The sequence below is a fragment of the Billgrantia pellis genome, assembly GCF_008297955.1.
GTDB classification, from domain to species: Bacteria; Pseudomonadota; Gammaproteobacteria; order Pseudomonadales; family Halomonadaceae; genus Halomonas; species Halomonas pellis.
Genome location: NZ_VTPY01000005.1, coordinates 36,599 through 52,677, shown reverse-complemented (window position 1 = coordinate 52,677; position 16,079 = coordinate 36,599). Strand labels below are relative to the sequence as shown.

Below are 16,079 nucleotides of genomic sequence, written 5' to 3'. Positions count from 1 at the left end.
TCCTCCCTGACTAGCTCGACCCCAAGGGAGAACGACATGAGCAAGACCGCCCACTTCCTCGCCGAGACCGCCCGGGTCGACGAGGCCGCCATCCAGCCGCTGCCCGGCTCGCGCAAGCGCTACGTCGAAGGCTCACGCCCCGACATTCGCGTGCCCTTCCGCGAGATCTCGCTGTCGCCGACCAAGACATCCGGCGCCGACGAGGAGAACCCGCCGCTGCTGGTCTACGACACCTCGGGCCCCTACACCGACCCGCAGGCCGAGATCGACTTGCGCAAGGGACTCCCCGAGCTGCGCCGTGCCTGGATCGAGGAACGCAACGACACCGAATTCCTCGACGGCCCGACCAGCGAGTACGGCAAGCGCCGCGCCAACGACCCGACACTGGCCCAGTTGCGCTTCGACCTGACCCGCACCCCGCGCCGCGCCCAGGCAGGCAAGAACGTCACCCAGCTGCACTACGCCCGCCAGGGCATCGTCACGCCGGAGATGGAGTTCATCGCTATTCGCGAGAACCAGCGCCGGCAAGCCTTGGGGACGGAAGACGTCGAACGCATCCTCGGCCACCAGCATCCGGGCCAGGGCTTCGGCGCCCGCTTGCCCGAGGAGATCACGCCCGAGTTCGTGCGCCGGGAAGTGGCCGAAGGCCGCGCCATCATTCCCTGCAACATCAACCACCCGGAATCCGAGCCGATGATCATCGGCCGCAACTTTCTGGTGAAGATCAACGGCAACCTGGGCAACTCGGCGGTCACCTCCTCTATCGAGGAGGAAGTCGACAAGATGACCTGGGGCATCCGCTGGGGCGCCGACACCATCATGGACCTCTCCACCGGCCAGAACATTCACGAGACCCGCGAGTGGATCATCCGCAACTCGCCGGTACCCATCGGCACGGTGCCCATCTACCAGGCACTGGAGAAGGTCAACGGCGTCGCCGAAGACCTCACCTGGGAAGTGTTCCGCGATACCTTGATCGAGCAGGCCGAACAGGGGGTGGACTACTTCACCATCCACGCCGGCGTGCTGCTGCGCTACGTGCCGCTGACCGCCAAGCGCGTCACCGGCATCGTCTCGCGCGGCGGCTCCATCATGGCCAAATGGTGCCTCTTCCATCATCGGGAGAGCTTCCTCTACACCCACTTCGAGGAAATCTGCGAGATCTGCAAGCAGTACGACGTGGCCTTCTCCCTGGGCGACGGCCTGCGCCCGGGCTCGGTGGCCGACGCCAACGACGAGGCGCAGATGGCCGAACTCAAGACCCTGGGCGAACTGACCCATATCGCCTGGAAGCACGACGTGCAGGTGATGATCGAGGGCCCCGGCCATGTGCCCATGCACCTGGTCAAGGAAAACATGGACAAGCAGTTGGAGTACTGCCACGAAGCGCCTTTCTACACCCTCGGCCCGCTGGTCACCGACATCGCCCCCGGCTACGATCACATCACCTCGGGTATCGGCGCGGCGATGATCGGCTGGTACGGCTGCGCCATGCTCTGCTACGTCACGCCCAAGGAGCACCTGGGCCTGCCCAACAAGGATGACGTCAAGACCGGCATCATCACTTACAAGATCGCCGCGCACGCCGCCGACCTGGCCAAGGGCCATCCGGCCGCCCAGCGCCGCGACAATGCCCTGTCCAAGGCGCGATTCGAGTTCCGCTGGGAGGATCAGTTCAACCTCGGCCTGGACCCGGACACTGCCCGCGAGTACCACGACGAAACGCTGCCCAAGGACTCAGCCAAGGTGGCCCACTTCTGCTCCATGTGCGGGCCCAAGTTCTGCTCGATGAAAATCACCCAGGAGGTGCGTGACTACGCGAAGGAAAATGGCCTCGAAGGCGATGCCGACGCGGTAATGAAGGGTATGGAGGAGCAGGCGAAGAAGTTCCAGGAGCAGGGGGCGGAACTCTACAGGGAAGTCTGAATGCCGCGACGCTGCTTCAGAAGCATCACGCCGGCCTTGAGGCCGGCGTGTTTTTTTGCCACTGAGGAGGCGACAGCCGCGAAGGCTCGGATGTAGCCTGTAGGGAACATGGTAGATCAGGGAGCGAGCCCATGCCTCACCTGCATGTCGCGTTGGTAACCGAACGCCCCGAAGCGAGCCTGATACCGATCCTGCAGTTACGCCCGCAACAGGTCGAACTGGTGCCATACCGATCAACGCAGCGGGACGTGGAGCGACTGGCGATCCTGCTACGCCATGAACTGCCGGTGGGTACCGACATTCACGTCGGTGACGACATGCCGACGAGCGACCCCCAGCGCATCGGCGAATATCTCGACGCTCTCACCGAAACGCTGCAGCGTCGGCAGTTCGACGAACCCAACCTATCGATTACCTACGACCCGGGCAGTTGCGGCACGCCCACCGCCCTGTTGCTGCAGCAGGCCATGCGACGCTGCGAGGCCGATTGGCTGTATGTGGATGAGGAAGCCAACGCGCTCTATCGCATGGCCTCCGGCTCTCCCTCTTCCAGCCCCGAAGTGCTGGCCATCGAGCCGGTGCTGGATATCGATCGCTATCTCCAGGCCAACGGCCGCAAGCGGGTACGCGCCCTTTCCGACAGCGCCGAGTGGCAGCGAAACAGCGAGCGACGTCGATTCCTGACCCACTATCTGGCGCACCATGCCGACAGGCTGGCCGGCTTGCTCGGTGAACTCAGCGACATCGTGCACGGCCCTGACGGGGTACTCGAACGGCGCGCCCCACCTGCCAGCCCCAGCCTGCGTCGCGGTGCCAGCCGCCAGCGCCTGCATCGTCCCCCCCAGTTCCCCGCGACCGACGCCTTGGCCAAGCTGCACGAGGCCGGACTGCTGCGCTGGATGGACGCCCAACCGCTTGAGGTGGAGGTAACCACGCTTGAGGACGCCCTCTTTCTGGGCGGTGGCTGGCTCGCCGAGTACGCCTGGCACAGCGCGCGCGAGGCGGGGTTGTCCCAGGCCTGCTGTGGTACCCATATTCTCGACCTGGATGTCGACCGCAACGACCAGCCGGTGATATCGGCCTGCCTGGCCGTTGAGAACAACCGATTGCTGTTCCTCGAGTGCCTGATCGCGCGACCGGGAGCGCAGGCCTGTCTGCAGCAGGGTCTCCAGCGCCTGCACGAGCTGCTCAACCACTCCGCCGGGCTCGCCGCCACCCGGCTGTTGCTGGCTTGCGGCGAGTTCGACCGGGCTCAACGGCGTCTGACCGAATTGCAACGCACCCAAGGGCCGCGAGTCGAAGTGGTGGAAAGTGGCGACTTGAAACACCTGCCCGCCTTGCTGGCGCACTGGAAGGAGAGCGGTCGCTGGCCGGGCAGTTGAATGGCCTTTGCACCGTAACGAAGCGCCCCCGCCAGAGCCGGGGGCGCCAAACGCGTATCGTGAAGGAAGCCTGACTTCAGAAGCGGTAGCGGACCCCGACGCTGGCAGCATCAAAGGTGTAATCCGACTTGTCGAGATAACGCATGTAGTCGGCCCCGATCGCCAGGTTGGGGGCCACATCGAACTCGGCACCGGCGCCGTACGAGAAGCCGCTCTCCTGGTCGGTATCGAAATCCACCTCGGTGAAGCCTGCCAGACCGTACAGGCGTAACTCTTGGGAAACCGGCAGAATCCCCTTGGCGTAAGCACCGACCAGATATTCCAGTTCGGTCGGGCCATCGGAGCCGCCGGTGCCCAGATGGGCCTCGACACCGAAGTAGTCGGAGAATTGGGCGCCACCATTGAGGCGCAGTCCCACGCTATCGCCGTCTTCGCCATGGTCGTAATCGAGATCCCAGAACATCGCATCGGCCCCGGCGTAGGTACGCGGATACATGGGCATCTGGGCCTGGCTTTGCCCCGGACTGCGATATTGAGAGCCCTGGCTCTGGCCCTGCTGGGCCTGGGCGGAGACAGCAGCGGCACTGGCGATGACGACGGCGGCAGTAATAGCTAGCGGTTTCATCTCTCACCTCCATTAAAAAACAGTGTTTCCCTACATCCGAATGGCAGTTTGGTACATCTCCACGGAAGGCGCAAGCGAAGCCAAACAAGGCAAGTGAAGGCTCAGCGAGGTGAAAGGCTCAGGGCGACGATCCCACCCAAAACGATGGTCGCCCCGACGAGTTGGGTCGCCGTCAGCATCTGCCCCAGCATCACATAGCCCAGCAGCAGCGAAGCGACCGGCTCGACGTTCATTACCGGTGCATTGCGTGCCATCTCCAGCCGCGGCACGCTGATGAACAGCACCGAGAACGCCACGCTGTAGAGCAGAGCCAGCGCCACCAGAGCTCCCCAGCCACTGCCGCTTCCCGGCAGTGCCATGCCGCCCGGAACCAGCTGCAGGGCACCGGCGACGAGCATCACGCCGAATACCGTGAGCATGGTCAGCAAGCTGCGCAGGGTACTGCCCACCGCACCGAGATGATGCTCGGTCATCCATAGGGCACAGGAGAAGGCTGTCGCCGCGCCCAGGCCGAAGGCCACCCCGGGGAGCCAGTCCGGCCCGAGCGCCTCGGGACTCGCCAGCCAGGCCGGAACGTCGAGCACGACCACCAGGCCCACCAGGATGACTGCCATGATCAGTGCCGCGCGCAGCGTCGGGCGTGGCCCGCCGAATGCCCAGGTGAGCAGTGCCAGCTGTATGGGGAAGGTGTTCATCAACAGCAGCGCCACGACCACCGGAATGCGCGCCACCGCCGAATAGAGGCACAGGCTCTGAATCGCGACCATCAGCCCCGCCAGGAGTTGCCAGGGTCGAGCATCGGAGGGTAACGCCAGACGTTTGCCCTGCCACAGGAAGAGGGTCACCAGCACGGTGAGGGCCACCGCGGAGCGTACCAACACGGCGAGCAGCAATCCTGTGCCCTCGTCGAAAGCCAGGCGAGCCGCGACGTGATTACCGGCGAACAGCGTGGCGACAAAGGCAAGCAACAGTACGGCAAGATGGCGCGGCAGCAGCGATGCCCCGCCAGTTGCCAGGGTCTCGGTCGACATCTCGTTTCCCTACAGTATCGGAGGGCCATCAGCATGCCAGCATTTTCGATAGACGCCTAATCATGTCTGACCTGGAGCAGGACGGGCAGCGTCCCGAGAGTGATAGACTAAAGTCCGACGTCTATCCTGCCTTTACATTCTCTTCTTGCGGAGCCTCGATGAACGCTTCGGTACTGGTCATCAACTGCGGTTCATCGTCGATCAAGTACGCCCTGGTTCCGTCCGAGCCGGACCGGCCGCGCCTGGCCGGGCTAGCGGAGCGTCTGGGAGGCGGCGACGCCCAGCTCAGGGGCGTAGACAGCCGCGGCGAATCCTTCACACAAGCCCTCGGCGAGGCTGATCATACCCGGGCGCTGGAGGCGATACTCGATCGCCTGGAAGGGCGCAGGCCGTTTGCGGTGGGCCATCGCATCGTGCATGGCGGCGAGAGTTTCACCCGCGCCGCACTGATCGACGATGACGTCGTCGATGCGATCGAGCGGACCTCGGCCCTCGCCCCACTGCACAACCCCGCCAACCTGGAGGGGGTAGCGGCCACACGTCGGTTATTTCCCGATCTGCCCCAGGTCGCGGTATTCGATACCGCCTTTCACCAAAGCCTGCCACCACGGGCCTATCGCTACGCCCTGCCGGATGCGCTCTACCGCGACCACGCCATACGCCGTTACGGTTTCCATGGCACCAGCCACGCCTATGTCAGCCGGCGCGCCGACCGCCTGGGCGGGCTGGGAGGCGGTGCCTGGCTCACCGCCCACCTGGGCAACGGCTGCTCTACCTGCGCCGTATGGCAGGGCCAGAGCCTCGATACCAGCATGGGGCTGACTCCGCTGGAAGGGCTGGCGATGGGCACGCGCAGCGGCGACGTCGACCCGGGCCTGCACGCGCATCTTTCACGCCAGTTGGGCTGGTCGCTGGATCGTATCGACGAGGTGCTCAACCGCAACAGCGGCCTGCTCGGCCTGTCGGGCCTGACCAACGACATGCGCGAACTGGAAGCCGCCGAAGCGCAAGGCCATCCGGGCGCAGCGCTGGCCATCGAGGTATTCTGCTACCGCATCGCCAAATCCCTGGCCGCTCTCTCCTGCGCCCTTCCCCGTCTCGATGGCCTGGTCTTCACCGGAGGCATCGGTGAAAACTCCGCGCTCGTGCGCGAGCGGGTGATTGGCTTGCTGCCCCACTTCGGCCTGCAGCTCAACCGCACCGTCAACAGCGAAACGATCCGCGGGCGCGAAGGGCGTATCGACGCCGGGGGCCGCCAGTTGTGGGTCATCCCCACCGACGAAGAGGGCCAGATCGCTGACGAAACCCGCCAGCGTCTGGTTCAGAAGGGAAGAAACCACACATGACGCCACGCAACGCACGACCGCATCCCCAGAACCTGCTGATGGTGCCGACCGGCGTCGGGGTCGGCTTGACCTCGGCAAGCCTCGGGCTGATGCAGGCGCTGGATACCCTCGGTCTGAAGACAGGCTTCTTCAAGCCGTTCCGCCAGGATGAACTCAACGGCCCAGGGCCCGACCGTTCCACTGCCCTGGTCGGCAGCACCCTCGGCCTCCGCCCACCGGCCCCCATCGCCCAGGCCGACATGGAGCGTCTGCTGCGCCAGGATCGCCTGGATGTACTGATGGAACAGGTGATCGAACTGCACGACATGGCGCTGGGAAACGAAGAGGGATCACCGCCTGACCTAATGGTGGTGGAGGGTCTGGTGCCCACGGCTCACGGCACCTACGCCACCCAGCTCAACACCCAACTGGCGCATGCGCTCAATGCGCGGATCATCCTGGTCGGCAGCGGCGACGCCGCCAATCCCGAAGCCCTGGCCGAACAGCTCGACATGCACGCGCGCGCCTTCGGCGGCGTGGGCTCCGTACGCACCCTTGGCTGCATCCTGATGCGCATGCAGAACCTGCCCGGCACCGAAGAATCGACGCCGGTGCCCGACAATAGCCCCACCCTGCTCGACGATGCCTTTCTCGCCGAGCTGCGCCGTTACTCGCCGGCCCTTGCCACCGACCGCTTTCATCTAATCGGCGTGGTGCCTTACAACCCGGCGCTGATCGCCCCTCGGGTGATCGACGTGGCCAGGGCACTGAACGCCCGCATGCTCAACGAAGGCGACGCCGCCAACCGACGGGTGCTTTCCACCAGCCTATGCGCGCGCAGCGCCGCCAACGCGCTGCATGTGTTCCGCCCCGGCAGCCTGATCGTAACCTCCGGCGATCGCGACGACATCGTGCTGGCAGCGGCGCTGGCGACCATGAACGGGGTGCCCATGGCCGGCGTCTTGCTCACCAACGGCTTCATGCCCAACGACAACATGATCGAGATGTGCCGGCCGGCACTGAAGACCGGCATGCCGGTACTGGCGGTGGATACCGACAGCTTTACCACGGCCAAGAACCTGGGCCGGATGGGCAACGACATTCCCATGGATGACCTCGAGCGCGCCGAGCAGGTAACCCGCTTCGTGGCTGGCCACCTCGATCTCCAGTGGCTCAAGGACCACCTGAGCCGCGGCTTTACTCCGCGCCTGTCACCGTCGGCGTTCCGTCATGAGCTGGTCAAGCGGGCGCAACGCGCCAACCGACGTATCATCCTGCCGGAAGGCAACGAGCCGCGCACCGTGGAGGCCGCAGCGGTTTGCCAGCGGCGCGGCATTGCCAACTGCGTGCTGCTGGCCCGCCGCGAAGAGGTCGAGGAAGTGGCGCACAACCGCGGCATCGAGCTGCCGGAGGGGCTCGAGATCGTCGACCCCGAGCGTATCCGCCATCGCTATGTGGCCCCCATGGTGGAGCGCCGCCGGGGCAAGGTAAACGAACTGACGGCCGAAGACCAACTGCAGGACAATGTGGTGCTCGGTACCATGATGCTGCAGCTCGACGAGGTCGACGGCCTGGTCTCGGGTGCCGTGCATACTACGGCGAATACGGTGCGTCCGGCCTTTCAGCTGATCAAGACCGCCCCCGGCTATCGTCAGGTATCATCGATCTTCTTCATGCTGCTACCCGAACAGGTGGTGGTCTATGGCGACTGCGCGGTGAACCCCGATCCAGACGCCGAGGCGCTGGCCGAGATCGCCATCCAGAGTGCGCGCTCCGCCCAGGCCTTCGGCATCGAACCGCGGGTAGCGATGATCAGCTACTCCACCGGCGAATCGGGTAGCGGCGCCGACGTCGAGAAGGTACGTCAAGCCACCCACCTGGCTCGCGAGCTGGCGCCCGACCTGCTGATCGACGGCCCGCTGCAGTACGACGCCGCCGCGATCGAGAGCGTGGGCCGGCAGAAGGCACCGGACTCGCCGGTGGCCGGCAACGCCACGGTGTTCGTCTTCCCTGATCTCAACACCGGCAACACCACCTACAAAGCGGTGCAGCGCAGCGCCAGGGTGGTCAGCGTGGGCCCAATGCTGCAGGGTCTCAACAAGCCGGTCAACGACCTCTCGCGCGGGGCCCTGGTCGACGACATCGTCTATACCATCGCATTGACGGCCATTCAGGCCGCCCAGCGGGGCTAGACCGCCCCCCGCTCCGCCCGGCCAGCCGCTGGGGCCAATAGGGGGTGGGATTGTCCTACGGCTCACGCGCCAGCAGCAGGTCGGTCAGCAGACGGGGCCAGGTTCAGGCCGTTGCAGTAGTGCCCGGCAGTGATGTAAAGCCGTTTCTTCATGACGAGTAACGAACGCCGTTCCTTTCACGCTGGCGCTGGCTGGCCTAGAGTGGAGGCATGTTCGCAGCAAATCAGGAGGAATGCCCATGGCGGTTCAAGAGCGACCCGTAGCCTTGGCGGGCCCCGATCGACGTGCCCAGCTATCGCTGTTTGCGCGCAACTTCTTCAAGCATCCCCGCATGCTGGGCTCTATCATTCCCAGCTCACCGTTCCTGGTTCGTCGCCTACTCGAACGGGTCGATTGGGGGCGTGCACGCGTCATCGTCGAGTACGGGCCCGGTGTAGGCACCATCACGCGGGAGATTCTGAACCGTCTGCATCCGAACGCCACGCTGGTGGTGATCGAGACCAACGATGACTTCGTCGATTTTCTCAACCGTTCGCTTTACGACCCGCGTCTTAAGGTCATCGCGGGGTCTGCCGAGGACATCCAGGCGCAGCTGAACCAGTTGGGCTTGCCGCCTGCCGACTATGTGCTGGCGGGTCTTCCTTTCAGCACCATGCCGGCCGAGTGCCGTGAACGCATCCTTGCGGCCAGCCGGGAAGCGTTGGGATCGGGTGGCGCCATGCTGATCTACCAGTTCTCGCCCAAAGTTTCGTCGGACCTGCGCCAGACCTTTACCCGCGTGGAGAGCGATTTCGAGCCGATCAACGTCCCACCGGCCCGGCTCTACTACTGCCACAAATGAGGCGTTAGCGAGCCGGTGGCCTTTCCGGCTCGCGAATCGTTCCCATGGCATTGCGTCAAAGCCCGTCGGAGACGCTCGCGCTGGCCCGCGGCCGGGAAACGGCATATCCTCGGTGGTTCGATAGTCACGTACCCAAGGGGGAACCCAATGCCCGGCCTGCTGCCCGATGTCGATCCCGATGGCCTGCTCGAGTACTCGGTGGTCTATACCGACCGCTCGCTCAACCACATGTCCCGTCGCTTCCAGGGCGTGATGCGCGAAGTCTCGGCGACCCTCAAGCAGGTCTATCACGCCCATAGCGCCGTGATCGTGCCTGGAAGCGGCACCTTCGGCATGGAAGCCGTGGCGCGCCAGTTCGCCACCAACCAGCATTGTCTGATCGTGCGCAACGGCCAATTCAGCTACCGCTGGTCGCAGATCCTCGAGATGGGCGCCATCGCCGAATCCACGACCGTGCTCAAAGCGCGCCGCCTGGATCCGGACGATGCCGAATCCCCCTTCGCCCCCGTCCCCATCGAAGAGGTCGAGCGCAGCATCCACGAGGAGCGCCCCGCCGTCGTCTTCGCCCCTCATGTCGAGACCTCCGCCGGCATCCTGCTGCCTGACGATTATCTCGAACGGATCGCAGCGGCCGTTCACGAGGTCGGTGGCCTGTTCGTGCTCGACTGCATCGCCTCCGGCACGCTATGGGTCGACATGCGCAAGACCGGGGTCGACGTGCTGGTCAGCGCTCCGCAGAAAGGCTGGAGCGGTTTGCCCTGCTGCGGCATGGTAATGCTCTCCGAGCGCGCCCGGGAACGTATCGAACACACCGTCAGCACCAGTTTCGCCTGCGACCTGCGCAAGTGGCTCGCGATCATGGAGACCTACGAGAACGGCGGTCACGCCTATCATGCCACCATGCCCACTGACGGTCTGGCCCGGCTGCGGGATATCATGCGCGAAACCGCCGATTACGGCTTCGACCGGGTGCGCGACGAACAGCTTGCTCTGGGCGAAGGGGTGCGGGAGCTGCTTGCCCGTCACGGCTACCGCAGCGTAGCGGCGCCGGGCTACGAGGCTCCCGGCGTGGTCGTCTGCTATACCCGCGATCCGGGCATCGTGGCCAAGTTCGCCGAGGCCGGCATCCAGGTCGCTGCAGGAGTGCCGCTGATGTGTGATGAGGGAGAATCCTTCCAAGCCTTTCGGATTGGCCTGTTCGGGCTGGATAAACTACACCACCGCGAGCGTAGCCTGGCCAACCTCGAGGCCGCTCTCAATCGGATTGCCTGAGCTTAGGCAATCCGCGCGGGGCGGCCTGCAGGCTGCCCCGATCGATTCCATTCAAGTCCAGTAGCCGCTCACGCCACGCGGCATCATGCCGAGATTGTTTTCCACCGATTTCACACCCGGCGTGTTCTCGGCGGCCACCTGAACGGCCATCTTTTCATCCTGGCTCTCCACCAAGCCCCAAAGTTGCACCGCGCCATCGGTGACGATCACGTTGATGCGGTCGACCCACACGCCGGTGTTCTCGTCCACCTCCTGCAGGATGGCGTCGCGAATTTCACGATCATCGACGCTCACCGGCGTCGCGGTGTCCGGTGCCGTGGCGGAGAAGCCCCGCAGCAGGTTGGCACGGCTGACGATGCCCACCAGTTTGCCGTCGCGCACCACCGGCACCCGCTTGATGTGTTGTTGCTCAAGCAGCCTTGCCACGCGATGGAGCGGTTCGTCTTCCTCGATGGTGATGGGGTCGGGCGTCATGATCTCGCGCGCTCGGCGCGCATGCGTCTTGACGTAGTCGCTAGCGCTGCTGCCACCGGCGAAGATCCGCAGCCACCAGGACTTGCGCTGCCCCTCGTCGCTTTCTGCACGTCTCATGAGGTCCCCCTCGCTGACGATACCAAGTACGCTCTGGGCATCGTCCACCACGGGTACCGCGCTGATGTTATGTTCGAGCAGGAGACGTGCGATTTCCTGGATTTCCGTATCGGGCGAAACGGTGATGACCTTGGGGGTCATGACATCGGCAGCTAGCATCGTGGCATCTCCGAGTGACATCTCAGGAAAGGGAAACGGCAGACTTCGGACATCTACTAGAAAGCTAGACCGACTTGGCCGGGCTCACAAATACACGCCCCACCCCAGCGTCAACAGAACGCCTTTGCGTCGGTCCCGATCTATCGCAACGCAAGCCCGACAGGGTACCGTCGATTTCAACCTTGGGCTTCCCCCCGCTCGGCTTCGGTATTTTCGCCCCCTTCCTCATGTACCTTGACCACATCGACGATACGCGAGCGACTCATCACGATCTTCCAGCGCTGCACGAGCGGCTCGGCGTTGCCGCCCTGCTCGCGAATCACCAGATTGAGCAGATGGCGCTTCTCGACCGACTCGCGTGCCACCTGGCCCTCCTTGAGCCGATAGATCTGGTGACTGCCCTTGTCCATCAACCGAGTCAGCGGCGTCAGATCAAGCGACAGGGTCTCTCGGGTCTTCTCGTAGCCGCTGAGGAAACGCGTGGGGGACATGCGCGAGCTTGAGCGGTAGTGCAGGACCACTTCCTCGCGCTGGGCCACGTTGCGCTTGCGCACCCGCTTGATCTGTTCATCGAGCTTGCCGAAGCGCTTGTAGTCGAACCACTCGAGCTGGCGCCCCACCAGGGCATTGCTGGTGGCATCGAAATACTGTCGGCGCCATTTCGGCCGGCCCTTGCGCAGCCAGCGCCAGAGAGTATTGCGCAGGTCATCCTTGAACACCTCGCGCATGGCATAGAGCAGCGCCATGGTCAGCACGAATAGCGCGGTAATGTTGCCTAGCGCATCGCGGGCTTCCAGCAACCCCAGCGAAACGAAGATCATCACCAGTCCGGTGGCCAGTCCCTTGACCGCCTTTTGCTCGCCTCCGCCCAGCTCTTGGGTAATCTGCTTCAGCGTCACGGGATACTCGATGAGCCGACGCAGCAGGCGCATCTTGTTCGACATTCGGGTCGGATCGTGAACCACCCGCTGGGCATTGTATTCTTCACGCTCGCGATGCTCGCTCTCGTCCTGGCTGATCGCCAGAAGGCGCTCGCGAATGGCCCGATAATCGCGCCCCCGAGGCAGATGCGCCACCAGTGCCAGCAGGCGCTGTTCGGTAAACCACGAAAGATAGTTGTCGATGTTGGCGTAATACTTGTGCAGATTAACGTCGCCCGGCCGATTTCGGCGCAGGCGACGCAGAATCCCCTGGGCCAGTTCGCACAGCTCCTCGAGACGCTCGTGCAGGCTGTCCGCTTGCCCCTCGCTTGTCCCGCCATCGGCTGGCGTCTCGTCCTGCCGGCTGCGTTCGTCGGCGCGCCGCCCGGCCCGCTGCATCTCGCGCGCGGTGTCGAGCAGGGACTGTGTGGCGCGATCGAGCGCCACCACGTACTGATAGGCGTAGAGGCTCAGGCTCAGGCGATACTGCCCGCTACTCAGCCGGCCACGACTCGCCAGGCGGCTGAGCACCAGCGGCAGATGATGCTTGTCGCTATAGTAGGTGCGCTTGACATGGATGGCGCTGTAGTAGAAATCACTCTCGGAGAGGACGTGATCATTGAGACCGAGCTCGCCGGGCACGAACAGGAAGCACTCCAGGCGATGCGACGTCTCCTCCTGCATGACACGAGAGATCTTCAGATGAAAGCTATCCTTGCGCTCGACGGTGATCACGTCGTCGCCGCTCCTGTTCCGTGGTTGCCAGGCTCAAGCCCATCCATTCGATGGTACTGCCTTAACCGGTTGCGAGGCCACGCCGCATCCAGCGCGCGAATCGCTCATCGCCGGGCGTTCAACCGGTTTGACGCACGATCAGCTTCACGGGCAGGGAGACATGGCACGGCGGTTTCCCGGCCACGGCGTCACCGAGCAGGCGTACGCTCTCGTTGGCGATCGCGGCGATATCCTGACGTACTGTGGTCAGCCGTGCAGCCAGGGTCGGCAGGTCATCGAACCCGGTGACCGCCACCTGCCCGGGGACATCGATGTCGTGGTCTTCCAGTGACGCCAGACAACCCAGCGCCAGCTCATCGGTTTCGCACACCAGCGCATCGAAATCCGGCATGGTTCCCGCCGTCAGGCTGGCCAGCCGTCGGTTCAAGTGGCGATAACCGGTAAGGGCGGCATCGTGGCAATGGGGCACGCTGATCGTCCTCGGCGTCAGGCCGGCTTCGGACAGGGCTTGCCGATAGCCCTCCAGGCGCCGCTGACCCAGGGGCTGCTCCAGATCGTCACCCATGAATACGATCCGCCGCCGGCCACTGGCGATCAGGTGACGTGTGGCCAGGTAGAGCCCGTGACGATCGTCCGGCGCCACCGAGAAGCCTTCGCCGGCCTCGCCTACGCGTACAAAGGGTACCTGCCGCTCGCGCAGCAGCGCCGGGCGCGTATCGTCGGGAAACTCCCCCAGCAGAATGGCGGCGCCGGCGCGCTCGGGCAAGATCCCCGTCTGGTCGTGGGCGAAGAAAATCGGCACCGTACCCTGTCGGTGAAGCGCCAGGGTCAGATGTTGATACAGCAGGATGTAGTAGGGACGCAGATCGATGTCCTGCCGCCCCAGGGAGATGCCGACCACGGCGGCCTTGCCGCTGATAAGCTGGCGCGCGGCCGCGCTGGGCCGATAGTGGATCTCTCGGCTGATCGCCAGGATATGTTCGCGCAGGGCCTCGCTGATGCCCGGCTTGCCGTTCAGTGCCCGGCTGACGGAGGCGATGGACACCTCCGCACGCCTGGCAATCTCCCGTATGGTCGCCGTCTTGGGCGCTGCTCTGGTCATGTCCCTGTCTCATTGTCGGAAGAGCCGCGCCCTCCCCTGTCTGGCCAGCGATTGTGCCGAAAACCGGCGTTCGGCGCGACAGAGGGGGAGGGGGCGGACGGGCCCCGCCCATTCAGACCGGGATCGACTCCTCGATGCCATCCCTGGCGAGCCGCAGGCTGCGGTCCTGCGCATCGGAAACGAAGCAGGCATCCAGTACCCGCTGCAGCGCGACACCACGGGCAAAATCGGGCTGATCGTTGTGCCCGGTCCGAATGCCTTCGATGAAGCGCTGATAGAGGCTGGGCGTTTGCGGCGCTTCCACCGAAATCCAGCGGGCGGGATGCACGTCATCGCCGAGGCAGACCCGAACCCGATCCCTGGCCTCGTCGAGCTCCACCCGCAGGGCGCCGCGATCGCCGTGCACACTGAGACACAGGGAGTTGTGATGACCGGTCGCCCAGCGCGTCGCCTGGAGCGTGCCCAAGGCGCCCCCCTCGAACTCGACCCGCATCAAGGCGGTATCGTTGACATCCAGGTCGTACTCGCCGATACGGTTCTCGGGCGCCTTGTCGAAGCACTTCAGTTGACAGTTGACGGACGTGATGTCCCCCACGGGAAAGCTCGCAAAGTCGAGGATATGCACCCCCACGTCGCCCAGCACGCCCTTGCTGCCATGCTTCTGCGAAAGCCGCCACAGCCACTTGCTGTCCTGGTCCCAGCGTCCCCAGGCATGGCTCACCAGCCAGCTCTGTCGATAGCTGGCGTCGACGTGCAGCACCCGGCCAATGGCGCCGGCCGCGATCAAGGTCCGGGCGTGCTGTATCGCCGGGGCGTCGCGGTAGCTCAGGTTGACCATGTTGATCACGCCGGCCCGACGCGCCGCCACCTCCATCTCGCGTGCATCCGCCTCGTTGGTGGCCAGCGGCTTCTCGCAGAGCACATGCTTGCCGGCGGCAATCGCGGCGAGGGTGGTCGCCTTGTGCTCGCCATCGGGTGTGGCGTTGCTCACCGCCTGGATGTCCCCGCGAGCGAGCATCGCGGACAGATCGCCATAGGCCGAAGGAATACCATGACATTCGGCGAAGGCGCGTGCCCTGTCGCCATCCACGTCGCACACCGCCACGACCTCGGCCCCTTCCAACGCCTGGAATTGCCTGGCGTGGCCGCTGGCCATCTTGCCGGCACCGATGATCGCCAGTCGAATCACCTGAACCCCTCCTCACCGGGCTTGTGGAGTCCTTCACCCTTGATTTCCACGGGATCGGGTGCCCGATCGGGCGGCACGTTAGGGCAACGATCGATCCAGCGCGAGCCCTCGGGGCGCGCCCACTTGGCGGCGTTGCGCAGCACTTGGCGCACCTGGGCGTCGTGATAGATCGGGTAGGTCTCGTGCCCCGGGCGAAAGTAGAAGATCTTGCCATTGCCGCGCCGGTACACAAGCCCGGAACGGAACACCTCACCGCCCTCGAAGGCGCTGATAAAGATCACCTCGTCGGGGTTGGGGACCGCGAAAGGTTCGCCGTACATCTCGGTATGAGGCAGCTCGATGTACTCTCCCAGCCCCTGCACGATGGGATGGCCGGGGTTGACGACCCAAAGCCGCTCACGCTCCCCCGCCTCGCGCCACTTGAGCGAGCAGGTCGTGCCCATCAGGCGCTTGAAGATCTTCGAGTAATGGGCGGAGTGCAGTACCAGCAGTCCCATGCCCTGCAGGACCCGCGCCTGGACCCGATCGACGATCTCGTCGCGCACCTTGCCATGCGCGGCATGTCCCCACCACACGAGGACATCGGTGTGATCGAGGAGCTCCTCGGTCAGGCCATGCTCCGGCTCTTGCAGGGTGACCGAGCGAGCCTCGAGCGCTTCGTCCTCGTTGAGGGCCTCGGCAATGCAGTTGTGCATGCCATCCGGGTAGAGGCGCGCCACCACGGCGTTGGTACGCTCGTGCACGTTCTCGCCCCAGACGGTGACCCGTATCGTCATCATGCAGCTCCTT

Annotated in this window: 13 protein-coding genes; 6 read left to right on the top strand and 7 right to left on the bottom strand. The window is 64.6% G+C overall.

Features of this window, described 5'->3' with window-relative positions; translation table 11 throughout:
• Nucleotides 1-36 precede the first annotated feature (36 nt).
• A complete protein-coding gene (gene thiC / locus F0A17_RS13380) occupies nucleotides 37-1,926 on the top strand; it encodes a phosphomethylpyrimidine synthase ThiC (RefSeq protein ID WP_149328861.1) in 1,890 nt (629 codons plus the stop codon).
• Nucleotides 1,927-2,057: 131 nt separating this feature from the next.
• Complete coding sequence (locus F0A17_RS13375) at nucleotides 2,058-3,308, top strand: PDDEXK family nuclease (protein WP_149328860.1); 1,251 nt, start codon at nucleotides 2,058-2,060, stop codon at nucleotides 3,306-3,308.
• A 76-nt stretch (nucleotides 3,309-3,384) separates the two neighbouring features.
• Here F0A17_RS13375 and F0A17_RS13370 read toward each other — a convergent pair whose 3' ends face one another.
• Both F0A17_RS13370 and F0A17_RS13365 read right to left on the bottom strand, forming a co-directional pair.
• A complete protein-coding gene (locus tag F0A17_RS13370) occupies nucleotides 3,385-3,933 on the bottom strand; it encodes a porin family protein (protein ID WP_149328859.1) in 549 nt (182 codons plus the stop codon).
• Between the two features lie 101 nt (nucleotides 3,934-4,034).
• Complete coding sequence (locus F0A17_RS13365; RefSeq protein WP_149328858.1) at nucleotides 4,035-4,964, bottom strand: EamA family transporter; 930 nt, start codon at nucleotides 4,962-4,964, stop codon at nucleotides 4,035-4,037.
• A gap of 158 nt (nucleotides 4,965-5,122) precedes the next feature.
• On the opposite strand from F0A17_RS13365, the gene F0A17_RS13360 reads away from it, so the two are divergent.
• The 4 genes from F0A17_RS13360 (at nucleotide 5,123) to F0A17_RS13345 (ending at nucleotide 10,594) form a co-directional block, all read left to right on the top strand.
• Entirely contained in the window at nucleotides 5,123-6,310 is a 1,188-nt protein-coding gene (locus F0A17_RS13360; RefSeq protein WP_149328857.1) for an acetate/propionate family kinase, read from the top strand.
• A complete protein-coding gene (gene pta, locus F0A17_RS13355; RefSeq protein WP_149328856.1) occupies nucleotides 6,307-8,481 on the top strand; it encodes a phosphate acetyltransferase in 2,175 nt (724 codons plus the stop codon). The genes F0A17_RS13360 and pta overlap by 4 nt, the downstream gene beginning before the upstream one ends.
• Nucleotides 8,482-8,719: 238 nt before the next feature.
• Nucleotides 8,720-9,322, top strand: coding sequence for a class I SAM-dependent methyltransferase (locus F0A17_RS13350; RefSeq protein WP_149328855.1), 603 nt, complete (start codon nucleotides 8,720-8,722; stop codon nucleotides 9,320-9,322).
• A 147-nt stretch (nucleotides 9,323-9,469) separates the two neighbouring features.
• Nucleotides 9,470-10,594, top strand: a complete 1,125-nt coding sequence (locus F0A17_RS13345; protein WP_149328854.1) for an aminotransferase class V-fold PLP-dependent enzyme — start codon at nucleotides 9,470-9,472, stop codon at nucleotides 10,592-10,594.
• Nucleotides 10,595-10,645: 51 nt separating this feature from the next.
• Here the strand turns inward: F0A17_RS13345 and F0A17_RS13340 are convergent, their stop codons facing one another.
• From F0A17_RS13340 to F0A17_RS13320, 5 genes are all read right to left on the bottom strand, one after another.
• Complete coding sequence (locus F0A17_RS13340) at nucleotides 10,646-11,344, bottom strand: CBS domain-containing protein (protein ID WP_149328853.1); 699 nt, start codon at nucleotides 11,342-11,344, stop codon at nucleotides 10,646-10,648.
• Between the two features lie 176 nt (nucleotides 11,345-11,520).
• Nucleotides 11,521-12,999, bottom strand: coding sequence for a hypothetical protein (locus F0A17_RS13335; protein ID WP_149328852.1), 1,479 nt, complete (start codon nucleotides 12,997-12,999; stop codon nucleotides 11,521-11,523).
• Between the two features lie 118 nt (nucleotides 13,000-13,117).
• A complete protein-coding gene (locus F0A17_RS13330) occupies nucleotides 13,118-14,101 on the bottom strand; it encodes a LacI family DNA-binding transcriptional regulator (protein WP_149328851.1) in 984 nt (327 codons plus the stop codon).
• Between the two features lie 112 nt (nucleotides 14,102-14,213).
• Nucleotides 14,214-15,290, bottom strand: a complete 1,077-nt coding sequence (locus tag F0A17_RS13325) for a Gfo/Idh/MocA family protein (RefSeq protein ID WP_149328850.1) — start codon at nucleotides 15,288-15,290, stop codon at nucleotides 14,214-14,216.
• On the bottom strand, nucleotides 15,287-16,066 hold the full coding sequence (locus F0A17_RS13320; protein WP_149328849.1) for a ThuA domain-containing protein: 780 nt from the start codon (nucleotides 16,064-16,066) through the stop codon (nucleotides 15,287-15,289). Before F0A17_RS13320 ends, F0A17_RS13325 begins: the two co-directional genes overlap by 4 nt.
• Between the last annotated feature and the right edge of the window lie 13 nt (nucleotides 16,067-16,079).